The organism is Pilimelia anulata (assembly GCF_014647895.1).
In the GTDB taxonomy this organism is placed as follows: domain Bacteria; phylum Actinomycetota; class Actinomycetes; order Mycobacteriales; family Micromonosporaceae; genus Pilimelia; species Pilimelia anulata.
This window is the reverse complement of sequence record NZ_BMQB01000001.1, coordinates 534,378-558,635: the sequence shown is the minus strand read 5'-3', so window position 1 is coordinate 558,635 and position 24,258 is coordinate 534,378. Positions and strand designations below refer to the sequence as shown.

Below are 24,258 nucleotides of genomic sequence, written 5' to 3'. Positions count from 1 at the left end.
GTACCCCGGTGTTCGGCCCCGTCATCACGGCGTGCAGATCGCGGCTAGCTGGTGATCCGCATCCGCTTGATGTTGTCGTTGTGCGCGTCGCCCGGGTAGTTGACGTTCCCGTAGAAGGTCTTGGCAACGTTGTCGGGGTTGTACGCGACAACCTTGCGGCAGTTGCCGACCGGCGTCCACGAGCTGATGTTGTGCGCGGCGTCCCAGTTCAGCGTCACGTGGTAACCCTCGGCGTCACAGGTTCCGCCCGCGCCCCGGATCGGGCCGCCGACGGTGTCGAAGTCGGCGTTGCGGTACCACTGGACGAGCACGGTCTCCCGCCGAGCGGCCACCGCCGCCGCGCCGCAGACCTCGGTGACGGTCAAGTCGCGGGCGTTGCCCGCGGCCGGTACCGCCAGCAGCTCACAATCAGCGGCGCCGCCGGCAGGTGCGGCGCTCGCCGGTACGGCCGGCACCGCCACGGCCAGTGCCGCGACGCCCAACGCGATTCCGATCATCCTCTTCACGATGTTCCCCGTTTCTCATCGGTGTGGATCGTTCTTGCCGTACCAGCATCGCCGGACCGGCCGGCGCGGTTCCACATCGTTCGGACAGCCCCGAAAGGTCCCAGATCACACTTGAGTCCTTACCTAAGCCGAACCGACAGACGGCGATCGGGCCGGCCCGGATGTCCCGGGTCGGCCCGATCGCGTCGGTGTCCGGCCGCCGCCGTCGCGGCGTGCGGATCGGCTAGCTGGTGATCCGCATCTGGTCGATGTTGTCGTTGTGCGCCGGACCCGGGTAGTTGACGTTGCCGTGGAAGGTCGCGGCGACGCCGCCGTCGTTGTACGCGACGACCCTGTGGCACCAGCCCGCCACCTGCCACGAGCTGATGTTGTTCGACGCGTGCGAGTCCAGCGTCACGTGGTAGCCCTCGGCGTCGCACGTCCCGCCGCGGCCCCAGATGGTGCCGCCGGAGGTGTCCCAGTCGGCGTTCTCGTACCAGTAGACCAGCGCGGTCGAACGCCGGGCGGCCGCGGCGTCGGCGCCGCAGACCTCGGTGACCGTCAGGTCCCGGGCGTCGCCCGCCGCCGGTACCGCCAGCAGTTCGCAGTCGCCGCCGGCGGGTGCGGCACCCGCCGGTACGGCCGGCGCGGCCACGGCGAGCGCCGCGGCGCCCAGCGCGATTCCGATCGTCCTCATCACGATGTCCCCCGTTGTCATCGATGTGGATTGACCTTGCCGCTCCAGCATCGGCCGGGCGCCCGCCGCGCCGCCACACCATTCGGGCTGGACCGAAATGTTCCTTATGTTCCACCACCCCCGACCGTGCGGCCCCGGGCCGCCCTCCCCTACCGTGGGCCCCATGGACCGCCGCATCGTTCGTGACGTGACCGTCGTGCTGCCGGATCTCGACGACGAGTACCTGGACCCGTTCGACGACGAGCCCGACGAAGACCTGGACGAGGTCGCCGTCACCGGCGGCGAGTGGGTCGGGCACCGGCTGGGCGGCGGCCGGATCGACGGCAGCCGGCTCACCGGCGTCACCGCGCGGGAGGCCGAATGGACCAGGATCCGGGTCGCCCGGACGGTGTTCGAGCGGTGCGACCTGTCCGCGGCCCGCTGGACCGACGTGGCGCTGGACCGGGTCGAGCTGCGCGGCTGCCGGCTCAGCGGCCTGCGGCTGGCCCGCTCGACGCTGCGCAACGTCGTCTTCGACGGCTGCCGGCTGGACTACGCGAGCTGGCTGGAGGTGACCGCGGCCGGCGGCGTGGCGCTGGTGGACTGCGTGCTCACCGAGGCGGCGCTGACGGCGTGCCGGCTGCCCGGCGTCGTCCTGGACGGCTGCACGCTCGATGGGCTGGCGCTGTCCGGCACGGACCTGCGCGGCGCCGACCTGCGCGGCAACGAGCTGGCCGGGATCACCGGCCTGGACGGCCTGCGCGGCGTCCGGCTGGACCGCGGGCAGCTCCCGGACCTCGCCGCGGTGGCCGCGCGCGACCTCGACGTCGTCGTCGAGGAGTGAGCCGCCCGGCGGCCGGGCGGGTGCCGCGGCCGCCGGGGGCGGGGCTCAGTCGAGCCAGAACTCGTGCTTGGCGGGGGGCGTGTTCGGGGCGTACTTCTTGATCGCCCTGGACATCTCGTCCAGGCCGACCACGCTGAACGGGCGGCCGAGCGCGCGCATCAGCGAGTTGTCCGACGGGCGGTACACGCCCTTGGAGTAGTTCGCCATGCCGCCCTCGAACGCGCCGATCTTGCCGCCGTCCGGGGTGTCCTTGCCGAGGAACTTGGCCCACTTCTTGCCGTTGGCCTTCATCGTCGACTCGTTGTAGGTGGAGATGTTGCTGGTGCTCGGCTCCGAGCCGCGGTACGTCTCGTCGGCGTAGAAGTACTCGTCCAGCATGTCGGCGATCGTGTGGCCGAACTCGTGCACCACGATCTGCCCGGACTGGGCGTTCTTGCCGGCCGAGGTGGCCATGTCGTCGGTGACGTAGCCGACGCCGCCGTACTTCTCCGAGTTGGCGATGGCGATGGCCTGGTCCGAGCCGGGCGCCTGGCGGGCGTACTGCTTGGCCTTCTGCACGTTCACGCACAGGGCCCGCTCGGTGCCGCCGCACCAGTACCCCATGTCCAGGGCGGTGTTGCGCTTGGTGCCCTTGGGGTCCTCGTCCACGCCGGACTCCTGCGAGACGACCTCGACGGCCCACACGTTGATCGAGTTCTTGTACGTGGGGTACGGCTCGACCTTGAGCATCTCGTCCCACTTGGACTTGACGTGGTCCACGAACGCGGTCTGCTCGCTCGACGTGTACCCGTCGCCGACGAACACGATGTCGAGCCGCTGGTCCGACGGCCCGCTCTTCCAGATCTCGTGGACGGCGGCGTTCGCGGCGGCCCGGCGGGTGGCCTCGGTGACCGGGGCGTCGACCTGCGCGGGGACGACCTCGCGCGAGATCGTGCCGTCCTCGGCGAAGACCTCGCGTTCGATCATGCGGGGCGGCGGGGTGGCGCCGGCGGTGGGGGCGTGCACGATGAGGGCGGCGGCCGACAGCACGATGATGCCGGCGACGCGCAACGGGGTGGATGGCGACACGGGACTCCTCCCATTGATGCCGATGAATAGCCGCCAGCCTAGGAGCGCGGCGGGGTGCGGGGAAGCGCCCGGCGGCGATCGATGCGCAAATATCGCCGGCGCAACGATCCGCGGGGGACAGTGCGGACATCCGGTCGGAAGCCCGGCGATCGGGGCGCACGCCGGATAGCCCGAACGGCCGCGGGGGCGGCGGACGAAGGGCGTTGCTACGTGGAGCGACGTACCGACGACCGACCGCAGTGGTTGATGCGCCGTCGGCGGTGATTGATGCCCTGCGATCATGAATACCCGGGGCCGGGAATACGCGGGGGTCGGGAATCCCGGGGTCGGGCGCGCCGGGGGTGGCGTGGGTCCGAGCCCACCGGCCGGGGCGCCCGGCGGGAATGCCCGGATTCCGGCGGGGAGCGGCGGCGGGGCGGTCCGCGGCGGGCCGGCCGGGCGGGGTCATAGCATCGGGCGCATGGTGGAGACCAGGAGTGCGACCTTCGACCGGCTCGACGCGCGAACGCTGTACGGCATCCTGCGGCTGCGCGCCGCCGTCTTCGTCGTCGAGCAGGACTGCGCGTACCAGGACCTCGACGGCCGGGACCTCGAACCCGCCGCCCGCCACCTGTGGGCCGAGGGCGACGGCGGCGGGATCCTCGGCTACCTGCGCATCCTCGCCGACCCCGACGGCACCCCGCGGATCGGCCGCGTCGTCGTCGCGCCGGACGCCCGCGGCACCGGCGTGGTGCAGCGCCTGATGCGGGCCGCGCTGGAGCACGTCGGCGACCGCCCCAGCGTCCTGGCCGCCCAGGCGCACCTCGAACGCTTCTACGCCGGCTTCGGCTACCGCACCTGCGGCCCCGGCTACGACGAGGACGGCATCCCGCACCTCCCCATGCGCCGCGACGCCCCCGCCACCGACCGCCCGGCCGCCGCCGAACGACAGGCCACCGAACGGGGGGCCGCCGAGCCGACCGCCACCGAGCCGGGTACCGGCGGCGGGCCGGGCGCTACGGCAGGCCGTTGACCAGGTCCGGCAGCGTCATCCTGCGGCCGGTGTAGAACGGGATCTCCTCGCGGACGTGCCGGCGCGCCCCCGACGCCCGCAGCTCCCGCATCAGGTCCACGATCCGGTGCAGCTCGTCGGCCTCGAAGGCCAGCAGCCACTCGTAGTCGCCGAGGGCGAACGACGCGACCGTGTTCGCCCGGACGTCCGGGTAGCCGCGGGCCATCCTCCCGTGCTCGGCGAGCAGCTCGCGGCGCTCGGCGTCGGGCAGCAGGTACCACTCGTAGGAGCGGACGAACGGGTACACGCACACGTACCGGCGCGCCTCCTCGCCGGCCAGGAACGCCGGCACGTGGCTGCGGTTGAACTCCGCCGGCCGGTGCAGGGCCGCCTGCGACCACACCGGCGCGAGGTGCCGGCCGAGGGCGGTCCGGCGCAGCGCGGCGTACGCGTCCTGCAGGGCGTCCGCGGTCGGCGCGTGCCACCACACCAGGAGGTCCGCGTCGGCGCGCAGGCCCGCGACGTCGTACAGGCCGCGGACCACCACGTCCCGGTCGGCCAGGTCGGCGAACAGCGCCGCCGCCTCGTCGGCGAGCTTGTCGCGCTGCTCCGGCAGCCGGGTCCCGGCCCGGAACACCGACCACATCGTGTACCGGAGGGTGGCGTTGAGCTCCTTGAGCCGGGCGGCGTTGGTGGGGGCGTCAGTCACGGAGTTCTCCCGAGGCGAGGATGGGCCGGAGGTCGTCGGCGGCGCGCCGCCCGGAGGCGACGCAGGCCGGGATGCCGATGCCGTCGCAGGCCGCGCCGGCGAGCGCGAGGCCGGGCGGCAGCGCCGCCCGGGCGGCGGCGACCCGGTCGAGGTGGCCGGGGCGGTACTGGGGCAGGGCGCCGCCCCAGCGCTGGACGTGCGCCGCGAGCGGTTCGGGCAGGCGCGCGCCGAGCAGCGCGGCCAGGTCGGCCCGGGCGGTCGCGACGAGGGCGTGGTCGTCGGCCTGCAGGACGGCCTCCTCGCCGTACCGGCCGAGGGAGGCGCGCAGCAGCACCGGCACGTCGGCGGGGTGGCCCCACTTGCGGCCGAAGAAGGTGGCCGCCTTGACCGCGCCGGGGCCGGCGACGAGCAGGCCGGACAGGTCCGGCAGCGGGGTACCGGCCGGCAGCGCGAGGGTGACCAGGGCGATGCTGGCGTAGTCGAGGGCGCCGATCAGGTCGGCGGCGAGCGGGGCGGCCGCGGTGAGCAACCGGGCCGCCGGCCGGGCCGGTACGGCGAGCACGACCGCGTCGGCCTCGGCGTACGCCGGGTCGGCGGTCGGGCCGATGGTGAGCCGCCAGCCGGCGGCGGTGCGGTCGAGCGCGCGGACGGTCCGCCCGCAGTGCAGCGCGGCGCCGCCGGCGGCGGCGAGCGCCCCGACGAGGCGGGTCATGCCGCCGGCCGGCGCGGCGAACACCGGCGCGCCGGGCCGGCGCGGCAGGGCGGCGACGGCCGCGCGGACGGCGCCGGCCAGCGTGCTCTCGGTCCGGCAGGCGCGGGCCAGCGCGGGCATGGTCACGGCGAGCGAGAGGTCGTCGGCGCGGCCGGCGTAGACGCCGCCGAGCATCGGGTCGACGAGCCGGTCCAGCACGCCGGCGCCGAGCCGGGCGCGGACGAGCGCGCCGACGCTGACGTCCTGCGCCGGGCCGAGCAGCGGGCGGTCGCCGGGCGGCTCGGCCGACGCGGCGGTCAGCGGCGGCAGGGCGGCCGGGTCGCCGGGGACGCCGACGAGGGTGCCGGCCGGGACCGGGTGCAGCGCACCGTCGGCGGCGATCGCCGCCCGGGCGGTGGCGGGGTGGCGCAGGGCGGTACCGGGGTCGACGGCGCGGGCGAGGGCGACCGCCGCGGAGTCGTCGCCGGTGACCGGGTCGCGGGCCAGGAACGCCTCGGCGCCGTACTCGACCGGGTGGCCGGCGAGCCGGCCGGAGCGCAGCTTGCCGCCGGGGGCGGGGCCGGCCTCGTACACGTCGACGGCGACGGCCGCGCCGGCCAGCTCGCGCAGCCGGTGCGCGGCGGCCAGGCCGGCGATCCCGCCGCCGACAACCGCCACCCGCACCCGTGCCATTCCCCCACCCTTTCAGGCCCGCCCGCCCCACCGACCGGCGGGGCAGGGCAGCTCCCGCGCCCGGCGGGCGGGCTCCCGCGTCCGCGGGCTCGGGCGCGGGGCCGGCCGGCGCGCGCACGCCGGACGGCCCCGGACCCGGCCGGGTGGGCAGGACGGGTCCGGGGCCGGCCGACATCGGGTGGCGCCGCCGCGACGGCGCCCGGGTGGGAGCGGGGCCCGGGGACGCCGGCGAACGATCCATCCTCGACAGCGGCCGCGGTGCGGCCCGGCGTCCCTTGCTTCTGTGTCCCCGGCCCGGCCGTCGGGCCGGGGACGCCGACAGTTATCGGGCCGCCCGGCCGGGCCATGAGATTTTGGTCACGAAAAGCGTGCGGCTCATCACGCCACGCAGTTACTCCACCCGGGCGGCCGACGGCCGAACGGACGTCGGCGGGCATTCACCCGCGCGCCGACACCTCGTGCACCAGCGCCACGACCCGGGTCAGCACGTCCGGGTCGGTCTCCGGCAGCACCCCGTGGCCGAGGTTGAACACGTGCCCCGGCGCGGCCGCGCCCTCGGCGAGCACCCGCCGCACCTCCGCCTCGACCACCGGCCACGGCGCGAGCAGCACCGCCGGGTCCAGGTTGCCCTGGACGGGCAGCGCCCCGCCGAGTCGCGCCGCGGCCTCGTCCAGCGGGGTCCGCCAGTCGACGCCGACGACGTCCGCGCCCGCCTCGGCCAGCGCCGGCAGCAGGTGCCCGGTACCGACGCCGAAGTGGATCCGCGGGATGCCGGCCGCGGCCAGCTCGCCCAGCACCCGGCGCGAGTGCGGCAGGACGAACCGGCGGTACTCGGCCACCGACAGCGCCCCGACCCACGAGTCGAACAACTGCACCGCGGCCACGCCCGCGCCGGCCTGCACCCGCAGGAACTCGGCGGTGATCTGCGCCAACCGCTCGCACAGCGCGTGCCACAGCGCGGGATCGCCGTGCATCAGCGCCTTGGTCCGGGCGTGGTGCCGCGACGGCCCGCCCTCGACCAGGTAGCTGGCCAGCGTGAACGGCGCCCCGGCGAAGCCGATCAGCGGGGTCCCCCCCAGCTCGGCGAGCAGCAGCCGGACGGCCTCGGCGACGAAGTCGACCTGCCCCGCGGCCAGCGGGCGCAGCCGGTCCAGGTCAGCCGCGGCGCGGATCGGCTCGGCGATGACCGGCCCGGTACCGGGCACGATGTCCAGGTCCACGCCGGCCGCGGCGACCGGCACCACGATGTCGCTGAACAGGATCGCCGCGTCCACCCCGTGCCGGCGGACCGGCTGGAGGGTGATCTCGGTGACCAGGTCCGGGCGGCGGCAGGAGTCGAGCATCGCGATGCCCGAGCGCAGCGCCCGGTACTCCGGCAGCGACCGCCCGGCCTGGCGCATGAACCAGACCGGCGTGTGCGCCGGGGTGCCCCGGCGGCAGGCGGCGAGGAACGGCGCGGCGGCGGTCCGGCTGGTACTCATCGCCGCCATGCTCGCACGCCCGCGCCGCGCTCCGGCGCGGCGGGGCCGGTGCCGGCGGTCGGCGCCCTAGGCTTGGCGCTCATGCAGCCGCAGGACGGTCCCCCGGAGGTCTTCACGCGGGCCGTCGCCGGCCTGCGCGCCCACCGGCCGCGGGCGGAGATCACCCTCGCCGAGGTGCCGGCGCCGCAGCGGCTGGCCCCGTACGCGTTCGCCCTCGGCGCCGAGGTGCACCGCGACGACGTCGAGGTGGCGACGGGCCGGCTGATCCTGCTGCACGACCCGGTCGGCCACGAGGCGTGGGAGGGGACGCTGCGGCTGGTCACGTACCTGAGCGCGGACCTGGAGCCGGAGCTGGCCGCGGACCCGATGCTGCCCGGCGTGGGCTGGAGCTGGCTGGTCGACGCGCTGACCCACCACGGCGCCGCGCACCGGGCCGCCGGCGGGACGGTGACCCAGACGATCTCGACCCGGTTCGGCGAGCTGGCCGGGCCGCCCGCCGCCGGCGACGTGGAGCTGCGCGCCTCGTGGACCCCGGCCGACGACGACCTGGCCGCCCACCTGCGGGCGTGGTGCGCGCTGCTGGCCTCCACCGCCGGACTGCCGCCGCCCGGCGTGACCGCGCTGCCCGAGCGGCGCGGCACGCCCACCGGATAGGTGCGCGCCACGCCGGTGGGGACGCGCCGACCCACCCTCCGCCGGGCGACAACCGCCGACACGTACGGTTAACGGATGACCGACGAGCCAGCCAGTGCCGCCCCGGCGGCCGGGGGCGCGCCGGCGGAGCGGACGACCCCGCTGACCGCGCCGCGCGAGGGCACCCCGCCGACGGTCGCCACCGCCGACGGCGTCGCCGACCTCGTGGCGCGGTTCGCCGCGGGCATCGGGCCGGTCGCGCTGGACGCGGAGCGGGCGTCGGGCTACCGGTACAGCCAGCGCGCCTACCTGGTCCAGCTCCGCCGGGAGGGCGCCGGCACCGCGCTGATCGACCCGATGGGCGTGCCGGACCTGGCCGGGCTGGACGCGGCCATCGCCGACGCCGAGTGGGTGCTGCACGCCGCCAGCCAGGACCTGCCCTGCCTGGCGGACCTCGGGCTGCGGCCGCGCCGGCTGTTCGACACCGAGCTGGCCGCCCGGATCGCCGGCCTGGAGCGGGTCGGCCTGGCCAGCCTGACCGAGAACCTGCTCGGCTACTCGCTGGAGAAGCACCACTCGGCCGCGGACTGGTCCACCCGCCCGCTGCCCGAGTCCTGGCTCGTCTACGCCGCGCTGGACGTCGAGCTGCTGGTCGACCTGCGCGACGCGCTCGCCGAGAACCTGCGCGAGCAGGGCAAGCAGGAGTGGGCCGCGGAGGAGTTCGCCGCGGTCGTCCGCTGGGGCGGCCAGCCGCCCAAGCCGCGGGTCGAGCAGTGGCGCCGGACGTCCGGCGTGCACCGGCTGCGCGGGCCGCGGGCGCAGGCCCGGGTCCGGGCCATGTGGACCGCCCGGGACGACCTCGCCCGGCGCCGGGATACCGCGCCCGGCCGGGTGCTGCCCGACGCCGCGCTGGTCGCCGCCGCCGAGGCGGACCCGGCCGACGAGCGGGCCCTGCTCGCCATCCCCGGCTTCAACGGCCGGGCCACCCGCCGGCTGGCGAAGGTGTGGCTGGACGCGCTGGCCGAGGCGCGGGCGCTGCCGGACAGCGCCCTGCCCGGCCCGCCGACCAACGACGGCCCGCCCCCGCCGCACCGCTGGGCCGAGCGGGACCCGGCCGCCGCCGCCCGGCTCGCCCGCTGCCGGCAGGCGATCACCACCACGGCCACCGCGCTGAACCTGCCGCCGGAGAACCTGACCAGCCCGGACAGCATCCGCCGGCTGGCCTGGACCCCGCCGGGCGAGATCACCCGGGACACCGTCGCCGCCGAGCTGCGCGGCCTCGGCGCCCGCGAGTGGCAGGTCAAGCTGGTCGCCGCCGACCTGGCCGTCGCCCTGGCGGCGCTGGACTGAGACCGTACTCCCGGGACATTGCCAGGTACGGAAACTTTGCTGACCACCGCAAGATTGCGTACCCTGGTAATCATGGACGAGGAGCCCCCCGGCCTGCGGGAACGCAAGAAGGCCGCCACCCGGCGCGCGCTCAGCGAGGCCGCCCTGCGGCTGGCGCTCGCCGACGGCATCGAGCGGGTGACCGCCGACGCGATCGCCGCCGAGGCCGACGTCTCCCCCCGGACGTTCCACAACTACTTCAGCAGCAAGGAGGAGGCGGTCGCCGCCGCGGTCGACGAGCAGACCCGGGCACTCGCCGACGACCTGCGCGACCGCCCCGAGGGCGAGCCGCTGTGGGACGCGCTCACCGAGGTCGCCCTGCGCCGGTTCGCCGACAGCGAGCAGCGGCTCGCCGACACCGTCGCCGCCAAGCGGCTCATGCACTCCACCCCCGCCCTGCGCGCCCACCACTACCGGGTCAGCGAGGCCACCGAGCGGATCCTGGCCGAGGTCGTCGCCGCCCGGACCGGCACCGATGTCGACACCGACCTGTACCCGCGCCTGCTCATCGCCACCGTGTCGAGCGCGGCGCAGACCGCCATGCAGCTCTGGGCCAGCGGGTCCAGCGGCGCCGCGAGCGCCACCGATCTGCTGATCGAGGCACTCGGCCTCGTCCGCGCCGGCCTGCCGGAGCCCGGGGCCGCGCCGGTCCCGGCGATGACCGCTCGACACTGACACGACCGAAGGAAAGCGGGTGGGGTCCATGTTCAATCCACTGCGATCGCTGGGTGCCGTGCCCACCGGGGCCAGGGCCGAGCGGGTGCGCACGTCGCCCAACTACCGGGACGGCCAGTTCCGCAACCGGGCCGCGGCCGACAGCCCCGCCGCCGTACCGGGGGCGGGCCGCCCGAGCAGCGCCGAGGCGCTGCGCGAGTGGCGCGAGCGCGGCGCGCAGCGCCCGGCCAAGCCGGTCCCGCTGGTCCGCGAGCGCCCCGCCACCGAGCCCGGCGACCTGCGGCTGACCTGGCTCGGCCACGCCAGCACGCTGGTCGAGCTGGACGGCGCCGCGGTCCTGCTCGACCCGATCTGGAGCGACCGCTGCTCGCCGGTCGCCGGGGTCGGCCCGCGCCGGCTGCACGCGGTCCCGATGGAGATCGCCGCGCTGCCCGAACTGGCCGCCATCCTGATCTCGCACGACCACTACGACCACCTGGACATGCGGACGATCCGCCGGCTGACCGCCGCGCAGTCCGCGCCGTTCGTCGTCCCGCTCGGCGTCGGCGCGCACCTGGAGCGGTGGGGCGTACCGGCGGACCGGATCGTCGAGCTGGACTGGGACGAGGAGCACGCCGCCGGCGGCCTGCGCCTGGTCGCCACCCCCGCGCAGCACTTCTCCGGCCGCACCCTGACCCGCAACCGGACCCTGTGGTCCGGCTGGGCGGTCATCGGCGAGCGCCGCCGCGTCTTCTACACCGGCGACACCGGCTACTTCCCCGGCTTCGCCGACATCGGCGCGGCGTACGGGCCGTTCGACGCGACGCTGATGCAGATCGGCGCGTACGGCGACTCCTGGCCGGACATCCACATGACCCCCGAGGAGGCGGTCGCCGCCCACCGGGACGTCCGGGGCGAGCTGCTGATCCCGGTGCACTGGGGCACGTTCACGCTGGCCTTCCACGCGTGGAGCGAGCCGATCGACCGGCTGCTGGCCGCGGCGGAGCACGAGCAGGTGGCCGTCGCGGTACCCCGGCCGGGCGAGGCCGTCGACATCACCGCGCCCGTCGCCCTGGACCACTGGTGGCAGCGGGTGGCCCGGGCGCCGGAGCCGGCGGCGGTACCGCTGCACGAGCTGGTCCAGGGCGCCCGCGCCGACTGATCCCGCGGCACCCGGCGCCTTGCGCGGCCGGCGGGCGGGGACGAGGATCGATGCCGTCGGTGCTGCGCGCGGTTGTCGGGAGGCGTCATGACGGAGATCCAGCGCTACCTCGCCGAAGAGGTGGCCGAGGACCTGGCCGACGGCATCATCAACCGCCGCGAGGCGCTGCGCCGGCTGGGCCTGATGGGCGTGACCGGCGCGGCCGCGACCGGCCTGCTGTCCGGCTTCGCCGCCGGGGCGGCCACCGCGCCGCCGCCGCCGGCCGCCGGCCGGGACGGCACCGAGACGGCCTGGGCGCCGGTCCCGGTCGAGTCGATCACGTACGCCGGCCCGCGCGGGCCGCTGCTCGCCGCCTGGGCGCCCGCCGCCCGGCCGCGCGGCGGCGTGCTCGTCATCCACGAGAACCGCGGCCTGACCGCCCACATCCGCGCCGTCGCCGCCCGGCTCGCCGCCAGCGGCTACTCCGCGCTGGCCCTGGACCTGCTCTCCGAGGAGGGCGGCACCGGGGCGTTCCCCGACGAGGCCGCGGTCGCGGCGGCGCTGGCGAGGATCCCGCCGGAGCGGTTCGTCGCCGACATGAAGGGCAGCCTGCCCGAGCTGGGCCGGCGGGTCGACGGCGGCAGGCTCGCCGCGGTCGGCTTCTGCTTCGGCGGCGCGATGGTCTGGCGCCTGCTCACCTCGAATGAGCCGCGGCTGGCCGCGGCGGCCCCGTTCTACGGCCCGTTCCCCGACGGCGGCGACCTCGCCGGCTCCCGGGCGGCGGTGCTCGGGGTGTACGGCGGCCTGGACGGCCGGGTCAACGCCACCCGTCCGGCGGCGCGGGCGGCGCTGGAGAGGGCGGGGCTGCGGCACGAGCTGCTGACCTTCACCGAGGCCGACCACGCGTTCTTCAACGACACGGGCGCCCGGTTCAACCCGCCGGCCGCCACGGAGGTCTGGCGCCGCACCCTCAACTGGCTCGACGCCGCCGAGTAGCCCGGCGCGCCGCCGCCGGGCGGGTCAGCGCGACGGGAGGCGGACCGTCACCGTGAGGCCGCCGTCCGGCGCCGCGTGCGCGGTGGCCGCCACCGTCCCCCCGTGCGCGTCGCACACCGCCCGGACGATCGACAGCCCCAGCCCCGACCCGCGCGCCCCGGTCCGCTCCCGCCCGCCCCGCCGGAACGGCTCGAACAGGCTCGGCACGTCCCGCTGCGGTACCTCGAAGCCGGTGTTCCCGACCTCCAGCCACGCCTGCCCGCCCTCCACCCCGGTGCGCGCCCACAGCCGCCCGTGCAGGTGGTTGTACCGGATCGCGTTCTCGATCAGGTTCCCCGCCAGCCGGGCCAGCAGGTCGGGGTCGCCGTGCACCGGCGCCGGCTGGAGGTCGGCGGTGACCTCGACCCGGACCCGGTCGATCTCGTACCGCATCGCCGACAGCGCGTCGGCGACGTCGGTGGCCAGGTCAACGTCGCCGGTGCGGGCGAGCTGGCCGCGCTGCCCCTCGCTGCGGGCGAGGACGAGCAGCGACTCGATCAGCCCGTTGGCCCGCTCGGACGCCTCGCGCACCACGCCGGCCATCCGGCGCAGGTCGGCGGCGTCGGCGTCCGGGTCGGACAGGGTCACGTCGATCTCGGTGCGCATCACGGCGAGCGGGGTGCGCAGCTCGTGCGAGGCGTTGGCGACGAACCGGCGCTGGCCGTCGAAGGCCCGGTCGAGCCGGTCCAGCATCGCGTCGAAGGTGGCGGCCAGCTCGGCGACCTCGTCGTTCGGGCCGCGGTAGCCGATCCGCTGGTCCAGGGTCTGCTCGGACAGCCGGCGGGCGGTCGCGGTGACCTGGTGGATGGGGCGCAGCGCGCGGCCGAGCAGCAGGTACCCGCCGACGACGCCGGCGATGGTGATCAGCAGGCAGGCCACGATGCCCTCGACCAGGTGCAGCCGGCGCAGGTCGGCGAAGACCCAGGCGACGAACAGCAGCAGCAGCCCGGCGTCGAAGACGAGGAAGCCGATCAGCGCGGTCAGCCGCAGTCGCAGGCTCGCCCGCGGGCCCATCGGCCGGGCGGCGGTCACGCCGTGTCCGGGGCGACGATCCGGTACCCGGCGCCGACCACCGTGTCGATCAGCGGCGGGTCGCCGAGCTTGCGGCGCAGCGTGCGCATGGTGACCCGGACGATCGTGGTGAACGGGTCGGTGTTGGCGTCCCACACCCGGTCCAGCAGCTCCTCGCTGGAGACGACCGCGCCGCGGGCCCGCAGCAGGCACTCCAGGACGCCGAACTCCTTGTTCGTCAGCTCGACCGGCACGCCGCCGCGGGTGGCCACCCGGCGGGCCGGGTCCACGTGCAGGTCGGCGACGGCGAACGCCGGCGGTGCGGCCGGGGTGGCCCGCCGGCCGAGCGCCCGGACCCGGGCCACCAGCTCGTCGAACGCGAACGGCTTGGCCAGGTAGTCGTCGGCGCCCAGGCCGAGGCCCTCGACCCGGTCGGCGACCGTGCCGCTGGCGGTCAGCATGAGCACCCGGGTCAGCGCGCCGGAGCCGGCCAGGTCGGCGCAGATCTCGTCGCCGTGCCGGCCGGGCAGGTCGCGGTCGAGGACCAGGACGTCGTACCGGGTCACGAACGCCATCTCGTGCCCGGCGTCGCCGTCGTACGCGACGTCGACGGCCATCCCGTGCCGGCGCAGCCCGCGGGCGATCGCGTCGGCCAGGTTCCGCTCGTCCTCCACCACCAGTACCCGCACTCCCCCATCCTGCCCGCCGCCCGGTGAGCCCGGCGTGAGGCCCCCGCCGGGGTACCGGCGGGTCAGGCCGCGACGGCCGTGGGCAGCCGGCGGGAGGTGTACGCGCGGCCGTCCTCGGTGACCGCGGCGCTGGCGTACCCGTGCGCGTCGAGCCGGGCCAGCCACTCCAGCCCCGGCCGCCCCATCGCCATCGCGATCGTCGCGTACGCGTCGGCCCGGCCCAGGTCGGCCCCGACGACGGTGACGGAGCGCAGCTCGGTGGCCGGGCGCCCGCGGACGGGGTCGACCACGTGCTCGCCGCGCTCGTACACCCCGGAGGTGGCCACGGCGACGTCCGTGCCGGTGACCACCCAGGAGATCTTGTCCGGCTGCCACGGGTGGCGCACGCCGATCCGCCAGTCGCGGCCGGGTGCCGGGCAGCCGCGGGCGCGGATGTCGCCGCCGGCGTTGAGGCAGTGGTTGGTGGAGCCGTTCGCGGCCAGCCAGCGCGAGGCCACCTCGACCGACCAGCCCTTGACGAAGCCGGACGGGTCCAGCTTGCCGGTGGCGTACGCGTCGAAGTACCCGTCGGACTCGCGCCACAGCTCGGCGCACATCGCCAGCACCTCGCGCACGTCCGGCGAGCAGTCGGCGACGGTCAGCTCGCCGCGGTCGAGCCGGCTGATCTCGCTGTCCGCCTTGTACGTGCTGAACCGGCGGTCCACCTCGTGCAGCCAGGCGACCGTCTGGTCGATCAGCCCGACCAGGGTGGGCCGCGGCAGCGGGTCGGTCAGCTCGATGCTGACCGCGGTGCCCATGACGTGCTCGACGTGCCGCATATCAGTTCCCCCGCAGGCCGGCCTGGTCGAGCGCGGACTGTAGCGACCGGCGGTACCCGTCGCTGGTGTACGTCGCGCCCGAGACGGTGTCGAGCTGCGCGTTCTGGGCCTGGAGCGTGGCCTCGCGCAGCTTCGGGATCGCGTTGCCGTTGACCGTGGCCGAGTTGCCGTCGGTCGGGTAGGTGGCGTCCGCGGCGGTGATCCGGCCGCCGGCGACCCGCACGCTGACCTGGATGGTCCCGTACGGGTACTGGATCGCCTGCCCGCGGAACGTGCCGTCGCCGCCCTGCCCGCCGCCGTTGCCGGCGGGCTGCTGGTCGGCGATGGGCTCGGTCGCCACGGGCTGCCCCCCGAGGACGACCGGGGTGGCGGTCAGCCGGACGCCGACCAGCATGGCGGCGCCGGCCAGCGTACCGATCACGGCGGCGGTGGAACGTCGCACGATCTCCTCCAGGGGTTACAGCTCGAACGGGTCAAGGTGGATCTGCCGGGGCGGCACGCCGAGCTGGCGCAGGTTGTCCATCGTCCCGGTGACGAAGGCGCGCGGGCCGCACAGGTACACGTCCCGCTCGGCGATGTCGGGCACCAGGTACTCCAGTCCCCCGGCGGTGGACAGCTCGCGCGGGCCGCGCTCGGTGCGGCGGCCGAGCACGTACTCGACCCGCATCCCGCGGCGGGCCGCGACGGCCTCGATCTCCTGGCGCAGCGCCAGGTCGGACTCGGTCCGCGCCCGGTAGATCAGCACGGTGTTGGAGGGCATCTCCTCCAGCAGCGCCCGGACCGGCGAGATGCCGGAGCCGACGGCGATCATCAGCGCCCGACTGCGGGTCCGCCGCTCGGCGGTGAACACCCCGCTCGGGCCCTCGGCCAGCACCCGGGTGCCCGGCTGCAACTCGCGCAGGGCCCGGGTGTGGTCGCCGACCGCGGTGACGGTCAGCCGCAGCCAGCGGCCGTTCGGCGGGGCGGACAGCGAGAACGGGTGCGACTGCCACCAGCCGTCGCCGGCGAGGAACCGCCAGCGGAAGTACTGGCCCGCCCGGGCGCCGAGCCGGTCCAGGTTCCGGCCGGTCAGGTAGATGGAGAAGCTGGCCGGCGACTCGACGACGACCTCGGCGACGGTGAGCTTGTGCCGCAGGTTGAACCAGAGCGGGTCGATCACCCGGCCCCAGGCGAGCGCGGCGATGGCCAGCGCGTACAGGGCGGTCCAGTACCAGTAGCCGAAGCCGTCGGTGAGGTTGCTGCCCATCGTGAACTGGTGTCCGTACGCGAGGATCAGCGCCCCGTACACCGACAGGTGCAGGGCGTGCCAGATCTCGTACCGCATCCGCTTGCGGATGCCGCGGATGGCCATCAGCCCGACCAGCGCGAGGATGCCGGTGGCGACGATGGCGGTGAGCAGGTCCGGTACGGCGATGAAGCCCTTGACCTGGTCGAGCAGCGGCAGGTTCGACTTGAGCGCGAACCCGTACGTGATGAACAGGCCGTGCGCGAGCAGCATGACCAGCAGTGAGGTGCCGATCCAGCGGTGCCAGCTCATGAGCGAGCGGCCGCCGACGGCCTGCTCCAGCCAGGCCATCCGGCTGGCCAGGATCACCTGGGCGATGAGCAGGAAGCCGCCGATCATGCCGGTGACCCGGCCGACCGCGGTGATCACGTCCGCGTTGGTGGCGAGGCTGCCGGGCGGGGTGTCGAACACCCAGACCGCCACGCTGGTGGCGAGCATGGCCCAGAACAGGATCGCCACGAGCAGGGTGTTGCCGGCGGCCTCGTCGGAGCGCAGCCGGTGCCGGCGGATCCGGCGGTTGCCGGCGACGAGGGTGCCGTCGGGGCCGGGGCGGGCGGCGGGGAGGGCGCCGGTCTCCGGCGGGGCCGGCCGGCGGCCGGCGGTGGGGCGGTGGGCGGCTCGGCCACCGCCCGGCCGGCCGACGGCCGGACCCGGCCTCGGCATGGCCCGGATGGCACTGCTGGTCACTGCGGTAGCCCTTCGACGTTGCGGATGGTCGGTCTGCCGCGGGGTACGGGCGCGGGGCCGCCGACGGTTCGACGCCGGAGCGGTTTTGTCGTCGGGACCCCCCGTGGCTCCCCCGCGCGGCCTGACAGGTCCGGATATCAACGGCGCAACCGCCCAAGCACCGGAAACCGCATTGATCGGACTTGTCCCCGCCGATCGCGGGGGCACGATGATCCGACGTATCGACGTCTTTGCGGGGATAAATATTCTGAAACGGCATATTCCAGACAAGGATTGCCATACTACGACGGACGGCGGCCGGAGATTTTTCCGTCGCCGTCCGGATAATCCGTTTCAGAGAGGCATCACATAATCATGCGAATCCGTAGCATCGCGGCCGCCGGCGCGGCCGTCGCCCTGCTCGGCACCGGTACCGCGGCCAGCGCCGCGCCGGCCGTCGAGCGGGCCACCCAGGTGAACCTGATCAGCCTGCGGCTGGCCATGCACCCGAACCAGGTCGCCAACGTCGAGGGCGACTCGCAGAACAACGGCGCCCGGGTCATCCTGTGGGACCTGACCAACGCCGAGAACGAGCGCTGGGAGCCGGAGAGCCAGCTCGACGGCTACGTCCGGCTGCGGGCGCAGAGCAGCGGCAAGTGCCTGAACGTCGCCGGCGGCGGCAACGCCGACGGCGCCGGCGTCATCCAGTACACCTGCGGGACCGCGGCCAACGAGCTGTGGAAGTTCAACCAGGTGGGCTGGGGCTACCAGGTCGTCGCCAAGTCCAGCGGCAAGTGCCTGAACGTCCGGGGCGGGGTGGTGAAGGGCAACACCCTGATCCAGTACACCTGTGCGGGCGGCGCGGGCGCGGCCAACGACGTGTGGCTGGCGAGCTGGGAGCAGCCGAAGTAGCCAGCGGCGCGGGTCCGTCTCCCGGCCGGCCGACCGCCGACCGGGAGCGGGCCCGCCGCCCGCCGCGACGGCCCCCTGCCCGCCGGGCCGGGCGGGCGCGGCGGGCTGCTGCGGCGCGGCGTCCGGGTCAGGGCAGGTCGCGGTAGTAGAAGTACATCGGCTCGGGCTGGCCCGGCTCGGTGTTGCGGTACCCGTGCGCCTCGTAGAACCGGCGGGCGTCGACGTCCTCGCCGTCGACGTTGATCTCCAGGGTCCCCGCCCCCCGCTCGACCGCCAGCCCCTCGGCCGCGGTCAGCAGCGCGTGCCCGTGCCGGCGACCGCGCAGCTCCGGCGCCACGTACAGCTCGTCGAGCGTGACCACCGGCCCGTCGTACCAGACGCTGCGGCGGAACGACAGCAGCGCGACGCCGACCGCGGGCTCGCCGCTGAGCAGGGCCGCCAGGTCGCCGGTGGCCAGCAGCTCGCGCAGCCGCCCGGCCAGTACGCCCGCGCCGGGGGTGGGGGTGTCGAACTCGCGGTTGAACGCGTCGAGCAGCTCGGCGACGGTACCGGCGTCGGCGGCCGTCGCCCGGCGCACCGGCCGGTCGGTTTCCCTGGTCATCCCGCCAGCCTGCCGCCCGCCCCGCTCCCCCGCCACCACTTTCCCGCCGCTCTCGGGGAGACGACCGCACCGCACGACTCCGGGATCGAGTACACAGGTTCGGATCCGACGGTACCGGCGGGATGGCAATGCGGTAGCACAGGTGCTACCGTACGATCCATGGCTGCTGAAGTGGGTCTGCGCGAGCTGCGCCAGGACGCGAGCGACCTGGTCCGCCGCGCCGAGGCGGGCGAGCGCGTCACGATCACCGTCTCGGGGCGCCCCGCCGCGGTCCTCGGCCCGGTCGGGCCGCGTGCCTGGCGGAGCTGGGACGACCTCGCCCCCATCCTGAACGGGCCGGCCGACCCCGACTGGGCCGCCGATCGGGACCGCATCGACCCGACGATCGGTGACCCGTGGCAGCGGTGAGCCGGGGCGTCCTCGACACCAGCGTGCTCATCGCCACCGACGTCACGCCGCTCCCCGGTGCGCTGGCGATCAGCACGGTGAGCCTCGCCGAACTCCACTTCGGCGTCCTCGTGGCGCGCGATGCGGCGACCCGGGCCAGCCGGCTGAGCCGCTTGGTCGCGCTGCAGCGCCGGTTCGACCCGCTGCCGGTCGACGAGGCTGTCGCCGACAGCTACGGCCGGCTCGCAGCGCGGGTCGTGGAGGTCGGCCGCAAGCCCCGGGCCCGGGCGCTGGACCTGTTGATCGCTGCGACGGCGCACGCGCACGGTGCCACTCTGTACACACGCAACGCGGTCGACTTCGCCGGACTGGACGACCTGATCCCCGTGGTCGCGGTCTGACCCGCGGCGCGCAAGTCGCCGGTCAGTCCAGCGGTACGGTGAGTTCGACCGGGCTGTCGTCCAGCGTGGACACCCAGCCGGTGATGTCGCGGGCGACGTCCTGCGCCGTCAGCCCGAGCGCCGCCAGGATCTGCGCCCGCGACCCGTGCGCGTGCCAGCGCGCCGGGATGCCCAGGTTGCGCACCGGGGTGTCCACCCCGGCGTCGCGCAGCCGCTGCGCGATGGCCTGGCCCACGCCGCCGTCGCGGACGCCGTCCTCGACGGACACCACGAGCCGGTGTGCCGCGGCGAGCGGAACCAGCTCCTCGGGCACCGGGCGGACCCAGCGCGGGTCGACGACGGTGACGCCGTACCCGTGCTCGGTGATCCGGGCGGCGGCCTCGACGCCGAGCTGACCGAACGCGCCGACGGCGACGAGCAGGACGTCCCGGCCGGCGCCCTCGGCGAGCACGTCCACGCCGTTGACCCGGCGCAGCGCCGGTACCTCGCCGGGGATGCTGCCGGTCGGGTACCGCACGATCGTCGGCCCGTCCGCGGTGGCGACGGCCTCGCGCAGCTCCTCGCGCAGCGTGGCCGCGTCGCGCGGGGCGGCGATGGCCAGGCCGGGGACCACGCCGAAGATCGACATGTCCCACATGCCGTAGTGGCTGGGGCCGTCCGGGCCGGTGATGCCCGCCCGGTCCAGGGCGAACGTCACCGGCAGCCGGTGCATCGCCACGTCGAGCAGGACCTGGTCGAAGGCCCGGTTGAGGAACGTCGCGTACACCGCGACGACCGGGTGCAGCCCGCCGAGCGCCAGGCCGGCGGCCGAGGTGACCGCGTGCTGCTCGGCGATGCCCACGTCGTACGCCCGCTCGGGGTGCTTGCGCATCAGCGCGGCGATCCCGGTCGGCCCGGCCATCGCGGCGGTGATCCCGACGACGTCGGGCCGCTCGTCGGCGATGGCGACCAGCTCCTCGGCGAACACGCCCGTCCAGGCCGTGCCCGGCTTGGCCAGGGCGACGCCGGTGGCGACGTCGAAGGCGCCGGGGCCGTGGAAGCAGTCGGCGTCGTCCTCCTCGGCGGGGCGGTAGCCGTACCCCTTGCGGGTCACCGCGTGCACGATCACCGGGCCGCCGAACGCCCGGGCCCGGCGCAGCGCCGACTCGACCGCCTCGACGTCGTGGCCGTCGACCGGGCCGACGTACTTGAGGCCCAGGTCCTCGAACATGCCCTGCGGGGCGAGCACGTCCTTGACGCCCTTCTTGACCGCGTGCAGCACCTCGTAGGTGGCGCGGCCGACGAGCGGGGTGCGGTCCAGCGCGCCCTTGACCCGGCCGAGGGTGTGCTCGTAGCCGGGGGTCAGCCGCAGCGTGGCCAGCCGGTCGGCGAGGCCGCCGATGGTCGGCGAGTACGACCGGCCGTTGTCGTTGACGACGATGACCACGGGGTTGCCGGCGCCGGCGATGTTGTTCAGCGCCTCCCAGCACATGCCGCCGGTGAGCGCGCCGTCGCCGACGACGGCGACGACGTGCCGGTCCCGCTCGCCGCGCAGCGCGTACGCCTTGGCCAGCCCGTCGGCGTAGGACAGGGCGGTGGAGGCGTGCGAGTTCTCGATGATGTCGTGCTCGCTCTCGGCCCGGTTCGGGTAGCCGGAGAGCCCGTCGCGCTGGCGCAGCAGGTCGAAGCCGGCCTGCCGACCGGTGACGATCTTGTGGACGTACGCCTGGTGCCCGGTGTCGAACAGCAGCCGGTCCCGGGGCGACTCGAAGACCCGGTGCAGGGCCAGGGTCAGCTCGACGACGCCCAGGTTGGGCCCGATGTGCCCGCCGGTGCGGGCGACCTTCGCGACGAGGAAGTCGCGGATCTCGGCCGCCAGGGTGCGGAGCTGCGCGGCGTCCAGCCGGCGCAGGTCGGCCGGCTGGCGGATGCCGGCGAGCAGCTCGTGGTCGGCGGACGCGGGGGCGGTCCCCGGCGCGGGGCCGGGACCCGGCGCGGGAGCGGGACCCGGCGCGGGGGTGGACGCGTGCTCGGCCTTCATAGCGGACGAGTCTATCCGGCACCCGCCACCGGCGAATGGTCCCGCGGGGCGGCGTCACCCGCCGGTACGGTGACCGGCGGTACGGTGACCGGCGGCCCCGGGTCGAAGCCCTGCCGGGACTGGCCGCCCCAGACGGCCCGGGTGCGGGCGAGGGCCGCGAGCAGGCCGCGGAGCTGCCAGAAGGACAGGTACTGGCGGTACCCGACATTCTCCGCGAACGCGGCGATCACCGCCAGGCCGACGTCGCGCCAGTGCGGGTACCGGTGGTACGCGATCTCCTCTAGCAGCAGCGCCGCCAGCGTGATGAAGAACGCGTAGCCGTACGCGACCAGGATGAACCGCCAGGCGAACCCGACGTCCACCACGCCCAGCACCAGGCTCAGCGGCAGCACGACCAGGGCGAGCAGCTCGACCAGCGGGGCGAGCAGCTCGAACAGCACGTACCAGGGCAGCGCGACCAGGCCGACCCGCCCGTACCGGGGGTTGCCCACCATCGTCCGGTGCCGCATCAGGATCTCGGACAGGCCGCGGTGCCAGCGGCGCCGCTGCCGGCCGAGGCCGCGCAGGTCGGTCGGCGCCTCGCTCCAGGAGACCGGCTCGGAGACGAAGACGATCCGGTACGCCTCCTTGCGCCGGCGCAGGTGCTTGTGCAGCCGGACGACCAGCTCGGCGTCCTCGCCGATGCAGTCCAGGGCCATCCCGCCGACCTCGACCACCAGGTCCCGGCGGAACAGCCCGAACGCCCCGGAGATCACCACCAGGCCGCCGAGCCGGGACCAGCCGGCCCGGCCCATGAGGAAGGCGCGCAGGTACTCGACCACCTGGATCCGCGGCAGCCAGCGGCGCGGCATCGCCACCTTGACGACCCGGCCGCCGATCACCTCGCAGCCGTTGGCGATCCGGACCACGCCGCCGGTGGCGGCGACCCGCAGCGGGTCGTCGGCGAACGGCTTGGCGACGATCAGCAGCGCGCCGGGGTCCAGGATCGAGTCGGCGTCCACCATGCACAGCATCGGGTGGCCGGCCACGTTGATGCCGACGTTGAGCGCGTCGGCCTTGCCGCCGTTGTCCTTGCGGACCACGACCAGGCCGTCCGGGTTCTTGGCCGAGACGTACACCGCGCGGACCGCGCCCAGGTGCGGCACGTCGCGCGGGATCACCCGGGGCACCTCGACCAGCTCGAACTGGTCGCGCAGCAGGGCGAACGTCTCGTCGGTGGAGCCGTCGTCGACCACCACGACCTCGAACCGGGGGTACTCCAGCGCGGTGATCGCCTGGACCGCGGCGACGATCCCCGGCCCCTCGTTGTACGCGGGCACGATCACGCTGATCGGCGGCGTGAACGGGCTGCGCAGCATCTCGTCGGTACCGGCGAACGAGACCCGCCGGCGGTGCCGGCCGAACTCGAGCGCGGCGAGCACGAGCAGCACGAGGTAGCTGGTGTTGATCAGCCCGAAGTAGACGAGGAACGCGCTGTCGGCCCAGCGCAGCAGCTCCCGGATGAGATCCATCGTCACCCCCGCCCGCCGAGCGCGGCCCGGGCGACGGCCTCCCGGGCGTGCGCCGCGGGGATGCCGGGCGGGCCGTCGGCGAGCCGGCGCAGCTCGGCGGAGCCGGCGTTGCCGAGGTGGCGCAGGGCATCGGCGGCGGCGTGCGCGGCCGGGTAGCTGCCGTCGTGCACGAGCGCGCCGAGCGGCGGCACCGCGGCGGCCGCACCGACCACGCCGAGCGCCTCGGCCGCCGCCGCGCGCAGCGCCGCCGGGCCGGGGGCCTGCACGACCGCGAGCAGCGGGGCGAGGGTGGACCGGGTGCCGAACCGGCCGAGCGTCCGGGCGGCGGCGACCCGGACCGCGGGGGCCGCGCCGGTCTCGGCCAGCACCTCGGCGACCGGCGGCAGGGTGGCGGGGGCGACCAGCGTGCCGAGCGCCTGGAGCGCGCTGACCCGGACGGCGTCGCCGTGGCCGGGCTGGAGCGCGGCGACGAGCGGGCGCAGCGCGCCCTCGCCGAGCCGGCCGAGTGCCCGGGCGACGAGCTGGGCCGGCAGCTCGCGGTCGCCGAGGGCGCGCAGCAGCGGGCCGGCGGCGCGCGCGTCGCCGAGCCGCCCGAGCGCCCGGACGGCGACGACGGCCACCTCGTCGCTGGGGTCGTCGAGCAGCCGGATCAGCACCGGTACGGCCGGCACGTGGCCGAGGTCGCCGAGCACCTGCGCGGCCTCGGCCCGGACGGCCGCCGACCGGTTCCGCAGCCCGGCCCTGGCCCGCTCGGCGGCGCCGCGCCGGATGAACACCTCGGCCAGCGCCGCGTACCCCTCGCCGCGCAGCTTGCCCAGCAGCGCCGTGGCGGTCGGCTCGACCGCGGCCCACTCGGCCTCGGGCATCGCCACCAGCGCGTCGGCGTCCGGGGGCTCGGGCTCGCCGACGAAGGCGAGCAGCCGGCGCCGCGGCCCGGCCGCCCGCTGCTCCCGCCCGCGCTCCAGCCGCAGCCGGACGGCCCGGACGGTCACCAGGACGGCAACCAGTAGCAGCGCCACCCCGAGCAGCCCGAGGTACGCGGCGGTCAGCGCGCCTGTCACCGTCGCGGCCTCAGGCGCCGGACCGGTTCAGCAGGGCCTCGACCCGGGTGACCAGCTCGCGCGGGCTGAACGGCTTGGTCACGTAGTCGTCGGCGCCGGCGCTGAACCCGCCCTCGATGTCGTCCTCCTGGGTGCGCGCGGTGAGCAGGATGATCCGGATGTCCCTGGTGGCGGGGTCGGCACGCAGCATCCGGCACACGTCGAGACCGGACATACCGGGCATCGAGACGTCCAGGACGGCGACGTCCGGCGGGTTCCGCTGCGCGGCGGCGAGCGCGGCGGCGCCGTCCTCGACCGCGGTGACCGCCATGTCCGACTGCTCCAGCTTGAAGGCGACCAGGTCCCGGATGTCGGCGTCGTCGTCCGCGATCAGTACGGCCGTCACGTGCCCTCCTCAACCCGCCAA

General features: G+C 75.5%; 25 protein-coding genes and 1 pseudogene. 10 read left to right on the top strand and 16 right to left on the bottom strand.

Annotation, left to right across the window (positions count from 1 at the left end; all coding sequences use genetic code 11):
* Positions 1–44: 44 nt before the first annotated feature.
* A complete protein-coding gene (locus IEY94_RS02510; RefSeq protein WP_189168348.1) occupies positions 45–497 on the bottom strand; it encodes a hypothetical protein in 453 nt (150 codons plus the stop codon).
* A gap of 232 nt (positions 498–729) precedes the next feature.
* Positions 730–1,182 (bottom strand): hypothetical protein, encoded by a 453-nt coding sequence (locus IEY94_RS02505; RefSeq protein ID WP_189168347.1) that lies wholly within the window; start codon positions 1,180–1,182, stop codon positions 730–732.
* A gap of 163 nt (positions 1,183–1,345) precedes the next feature.
* On the opposite strand from IEY94_RS02505, the gene IEY94_RS02500 reads away from it, so the two are divergent.
* Positions 1,346–2,005, top strand: a complete 660-nt coding sequence (locus tag IEY94_RS02500; protein ID WP_189168346.1) for a pentapeptide repeat-containing protein — start codon at positions 1,346–1,348, stop codon at positions 2,003–2,005.
* A gap of 45 nt (positions 2,006–2,050) precedes the next feature.
* Here IEY94_RS02500 and IEY94_RS02495 read toward each other — a convergent pair whose 3' ends face one another.
* The gene (locus IEY94_RS02495) at positions 2,051–3,073 is read right to left on the bottom strand and encodes a M64 family metallopeptidase (RefSeq protein WP_229783249.1); all 1,023 of its coding nucleotides are present in this window, start codon (positions 3,071–3,073) and stop codon (positions 2,051–2,053) included.
* A 460-nt stretch (positions 3,074–3,533) separates the two neighbouring features.
* Between IEY94_RS02495 and IEY94_RS02490 the strand changes: the two are divergent.
* Positions 3,534–3,974 (top strand): annotated as a pseudogene (locus IEY94_RS02490) (GNAT family N-acetyltransferase); the annotation flags it as partial.
* A 94-nt stretch (positions 3,975–4,068) separates the two neighbouring features.
* Here the strand turns inward: IEY94_RS02490 and hemQ are convergent.
* The 3 genes from hemQ to hemE form a co-directional block, all read right to left on the bottom strand.
* A complete protein-coding gene (gene hemQ, locus IEY94_RS02485; protein ID WP_189168789.1) occupies positions 4,069–4,710 on the bottom strand; it encodes a hydrogen peroxide-dependent heme synthase in 642 nt (213 codons plus the stop codon).
* Between the two features lie 55 nt (positions 4,711–4,765).
* Positions 4,766–6,157, bottom strand: a complete 1,392-nt coding sequence (gene hemG / locus IEY94_RS02480) for a protoporphyrinogen oxidase (protein WP_189168344.1) — start codon at positions 6,155–6,157, stop codon at positions 4,766–4,768.
* Between the two features lie 437 nt (positions 6,158–6,594).
* Positions 6,595–7,647, bottom strand: a complete 1,053-nt coding sequence (hemE, locus tag IEY94_RS02475) for a uroporphyrinogen decarboxylase (protein ID WP_189168343.1) — start codon at positions 7,645–7,647, stop codon at positions 6,595–6,597.
* Between the two features lie 72 nt (positions 7,648–7,719).
* On the opposite strand from hemE, the gene IEY94_RS02470 reads away from it, so the two are divergent.
* From IEY94_RS02470 to IEY94_RS02450, 5 genes are all read left to right on the top strand, one after another.
* Positions 7,720–8,292, top strand: coding sequence for a DUF3000 domain-containing protein (locus IEY94_RS02470; protein WP_189168342.1), 573 nt, complete (start codon positions 7,720–7,722; stop codon positions 8,290–8,292).
* Between the two features lie 75 nt (positions 8,293–8,367).
* Positions 8,368–9,621, top strand: a complete 1,254-nt coding sequence (locus IEY94_RS02465; RefSeq protein WP_189168341.1) for an HRDC domain-containing protein — start codon at positions 8,368–8,370, stop codon at positions 9,619–9,621.
* A 72-nt stretch (positions 9,622–9,693) separates the two neighbouring features.
* Positions 9,694–10,335, top strand: coding sequence for a TetR/AcrR family transcriptional regulator (locus IEY94_RS02460; RefSeq protein ID WP_189168340.1), 642 nt, complete (start codon positions 9,694–9,696; stop codon positions 10,333–10,335).
* A 28-nt stretch (positions 10,336–10,363) separates the two neighbouring features.
* Complete coding sequence (locus IEY94_RS02455) at positions 10,364–11,476, top strand: MBL fold metallo-hydrolase (protein WP_189168339.1); 1,113 nt, start codon at positions 10,364–10,366, stop codon at positions 11,474–11,476.
* An 87-nt stretch (positions 11,477–11,563) separates the two neighbouring features.
* On the top strand, positions 11,564–12,451 hold the full coding sequence (locus IEY94_RS02450) for a dienelactone hydrolase family protein (protein WP_189168338.1): 888 nt from the start codon (positions 11,564–11,566) through the stop codon (positions 12,449–12,451).
* Positions 12,452–12,475: 24 nt separating this feature from the next.
* Here IEY94_RS02450 and IEY94_RS02445 read toward each other — a convergent pair whose 3' ends face one another.
* The 5 genes from IEY94_RS02445 to IEY94_RS02425 all read right to left on the bottom strand — a co-directional run bounded on the left by IEY94_RS02445 (position 12,476) and on the right by IEY94_RS02425 (position 16,956).
* Entirely contained in the window at positions 12,476–13,522 is a 1,047-nt protein-coding gene (locus IEY94_RS02445) for a sensor histidine kinase (protein ID WP_373291164.1), read from the bottom strand.
* Complete coding sequence (locus IEY94_RS02440; RefSeq protein ID WP_189168337.1) at positions 13,519–14,190, bottom strand: response regulator transcription factor; 672 nt, start codon at positions 14,188–14,190, stop codon at positions 13,519–13,521. Before IEY94_RS02440 ends, IEY94_RS02445 begins: the two co-directional genes overlap by 4 nt.
* Positions 14,191–14,252: 62 nt before the next feature.
* Positions 14,253–15,008, bottom strand: coding sequence for an FAD:protein FMN transferase (locus IEY94_RS02435; RefSeq protein WP_229783248.1), 756 nt, complete (start codon positions 15,006–15,008; stop codon positions 14,253–14,255).
* Position 15,009: 1 nt separating this feature from the next.
* Positions 15,010–15,450: an FMN-binding protein gene (locus IEY94_RS02430; RefSeq protein ID WP_229783247.1), complete on the bottom strand. Its 441-nt coding sequence runs from the start codon at positions 15,448–15,450 to the stop codon at positions 15,010–15,012.
* Between the two features lie 15 nt (positions 15,451–15,465).
* Complete coding sequence (locus tag IEY94_RS02425; RefSeq protein ID WP_189168336.1) at positions 15,466–16,956, bottom strand: ferredoxin reductase family protein; 1,491 nt, start codon at positions 16,954–16,956, stop codon at positions 15,466–15,468.
* A gap of 378 nt (positions 16,957–17,334) precedes the next feature.
* On the opposite strand from IEY94_RS02425, the gene IEY94_RS02420 reads away from it, so the two are divergent.
* A complete protein-coding gene (locus IEY94_RS02420; RefSeq protein WP_189168335.1) occupies positions 17,335–17,871 on the top strand; it encodes an RICIN domain-containing protein in 537 nt (178 codons plus the stop codon).
* A gap of 127 nt (positions 17,872–17,998) precedes the next feature.
* Here IEY94_RS02420 and IEY94_RS02415 read toward each other — a convergent pair whose 3' ends face one another.
* On the bottom strand, positions 17,999–18,472 hold the full coding sequence (locus IEY94_RS02415) for a GNAT family N-acetyltransferase (RefSeq protein ID WP_189168334.1): 474 nt from the start codon (positions 18,470–18,472) through the stop codon (positions 17,999–18,001).
* Positions 18,473–18,631: 159 nt separating this feature from the next.
* Between IEY94_RS02415 and IEY94_RS02410 the strand changes: the two genes are divergently transcribed.
* Together IEY94_RS02410 and IEY94_RS02405 are read left to right on the top strand one after the other, a co-directional pair.
* Entirely contained in the window at positions 18,632–18,880 is a 249-nt protein-coding gene (locus tag IEY94_RS02410; RefSeq protein WP_189168333.1) for a type II toxin-antitoxin system Phd/YefM family antitoxin, read from the top strand.
* Positions 18,868–19,260 (top strand): PIN domain-containing protein, encoded by a 393-nt coding sequence (locus tag IEY94_RS02405; RefSeq protein ID WP_229783246.1) that lies wholly within the window; start codon positions 18,868–18,870, stop codon positions 19,258–19,260. The genes IEY94_RS02410 and IEY94_RS02405 overlap by 13 nt, the downstream gene beginning before the upstream one ends.
* 22 nt (positions 19,261–19,282) lie before the next feature.
* Here IEY94_RS02405 and dxs read toward each other — a convergent pair whose 3' ends face one another.
* From dxs to IEY94_RS02385, 4 genes are read right to left on the bottom strand one after another with little or no spacing between them, the layout of a single operon-like run.
* On the bottom strand, positions 19,283–21,280 hold the full coding sequence (gene dxs, locus IEY94_RS02400; RefSeq protein WP_189168332.1) for a 1-deoxy-D-xylulose-5-phosphate synthase: 1,998 nt from the start codon (positions 21,278–21,280) through the stop codon (positions 19,283–19,285).
* An 11-nt stretch (positions 21,281–21,291) separates the two neighbouring features.
* Positions 21,292–22,791, bottom strand: a complete 1,500-nt coding sequence (locus IEY94_RS02395; RefSeq protein ID WP_229783245.1) for a glycosyltransferase family 2 protein — start codon at positions 22,789–22,791, stop codon at positions 21,292–21,294.
* Between the two features lie 2 nt (positions 22,792–22,793).
* Positions 22,794–23,852 carry a HEAT repeat domain-containing protein gene (locus IEY94_RS02390; RefSeq protein ID WP_189168331.1) on the bottom strand — a complete coding sequence of 353 codons (1,059 nt, stop codon included), beginning with the start codon at positions 23,850–23,852 and terminating at the stop codon, positions 22,794–22,796.
* A 10-nt stretch (positions 23,853–23,862) separates the two neighbouring features.
* Entirely contained in the window at positions 23,863–24,237 is a 375-nt protein-coding gene (locus tag IEY94_RS02385) for a response regulator transcription factor (RefSeq protein WP_189168330.1), read from the bottom strand.
* Positions 24,238–24,258: the final 21 nt, after the last annotated feature.

What these genes read in the sequence shown, in the direction of transcription:
- IEY94_RS02510 (WP_189168348.1), bottom strand. Translation starts at nt 497, where the DNA reads ATGATCGGAATCGCGTTGGGCGTCGCGGCACTGGCCGTGGCGGTGCCG.
- IEY94_RS02505 (WP_189168347.1), bottom strand. Translation starts at nt 1,182, where the DNA reads ATGAGGACGATCGGAATCGCGCTGGGCGCCGCGGCGCTCGCCGTGGCC.
- IEY94_RS02500 (WP_189168346.1), top strand. Translation starts at nt 1,346, where the DNA reads ATGGACCGCCGCATCGTTCGTGACGTGACCGTCGTGCTGCCGGATCTC.
- hemQ (WP_189168789.1), bottom strand. Translation starts at nt 4,710, where the DNA reads ATGTGGTCGGTGTTCCGGGCCGGGACCCGGCTGCCGGAGCAGCGCGAC.
- hemG (WP_189168344.1), bottom strand. Translation starts at nt 6,157, where the DNA reads ATGGCACGGGTGCGGGTGGCGGTTGTCGGCGGCGGGATCGCCGGCCTG.
- hemE (WP_189168343.1), bottom strand. Translation starts at nt 7,647, where the DNA reads ATGGCGGCGATGAGTACCAGCCGGACCGCCGCCGCGCCGTTCCTCGCC.
- IEY94_RS02470 (WP_189168342.1), top strand. Translation starts at nt 7,720, where the DNA reads ATGCAGCCGCAGGACGGTCCCCCGGAGGTCTTCACGCGGGCCGTCGCC.
- IEY94_RS02465 (WP_189168341.1), top strand. Translation starts at nt 8,368, where the DNA reads ATGACCGACGAGCCAGCCAGTGCCGCCCCGGCGGCCGGGGGCGCGCCG.
- IEY94_RS02460 (WP_189168340.1), top strand. Translation starts at nt 9,694, where the DNA reads ATGGACGAGGAGCCCCCCGGCCTGCGGGAACGCAAGAAGGCCGCCACC.
- IEY94_RS02455 (WP_189168339.1), top strand. Translation starts at nt 10,364, where the DNA reads ATGTTCAATCCACTGCGATCGCTGGGTGCCGTGCCCACCGGGGCCAGG.
- IEY94_RS02450 (WP_189168338.1), top strand. Translation starts at nt 11,564, where the DNA reads ATGACGGAGATCCAGCGCTACCTCGCCGAAGAGGTGGCCGAGGACCTG.
- IEY94_RS02435 (WP_229783248.1), bottom strand. Translation starts at nt 15,008, where the DNA reads ATGCGGCACGTCGAGCACGTCATGGGCACCGCGGTCAGCATCGAGCTG.
- IEY94_RS02425 (WP_189168336.1), bottom strand. Translation starts at nt 16,956, where the DNA reads ATGCCGAGGCCGGGTCCGGCCGTCGGCCGGCCGGGCGGTGGCCGAGCC.
- IEY94_RS02420 (WP_189168335.1), top strand. Translation starts at nt 17,335, where the DNA reads ATGCGAATCCGTAGCATCGCGGCCGCCGGCGCGGCCGTCGCCCTGCTC.
- IEY94_RS02415 (WP_189168334.1), bottom strand. Translation starts at nt 18,472, where the DNA reads ATGACCAGGGAAACCGACCGGCCGGTGCGCCGGGCGACGGCCGCCGAC.
- IEY94_RS02410 (WP_189168333.1), top strand. Translation starts at nt 18,632, where the DNA reads ATGGCTGCTGAAGTGGGTCTGCGCGAGCTGCGCCAGGACGCGAGCGAC.
- dxs (WP_189168332.1), bottom strand. Translation starts at nt 21,280, where the DNA reads ATGAAGGCCGAGCACGCGTCCACCCCCGCGCCGGGTCCCGCTCCCGCG.
- IEY94_RS02395 (WP_229783245.1), bottom strand. Translation starts at nt 22,791, where the DNA reads ATGGATCTCATCCGGGAGCTGCTGCGCTGGGCCGACAGCGCGTTCCTC.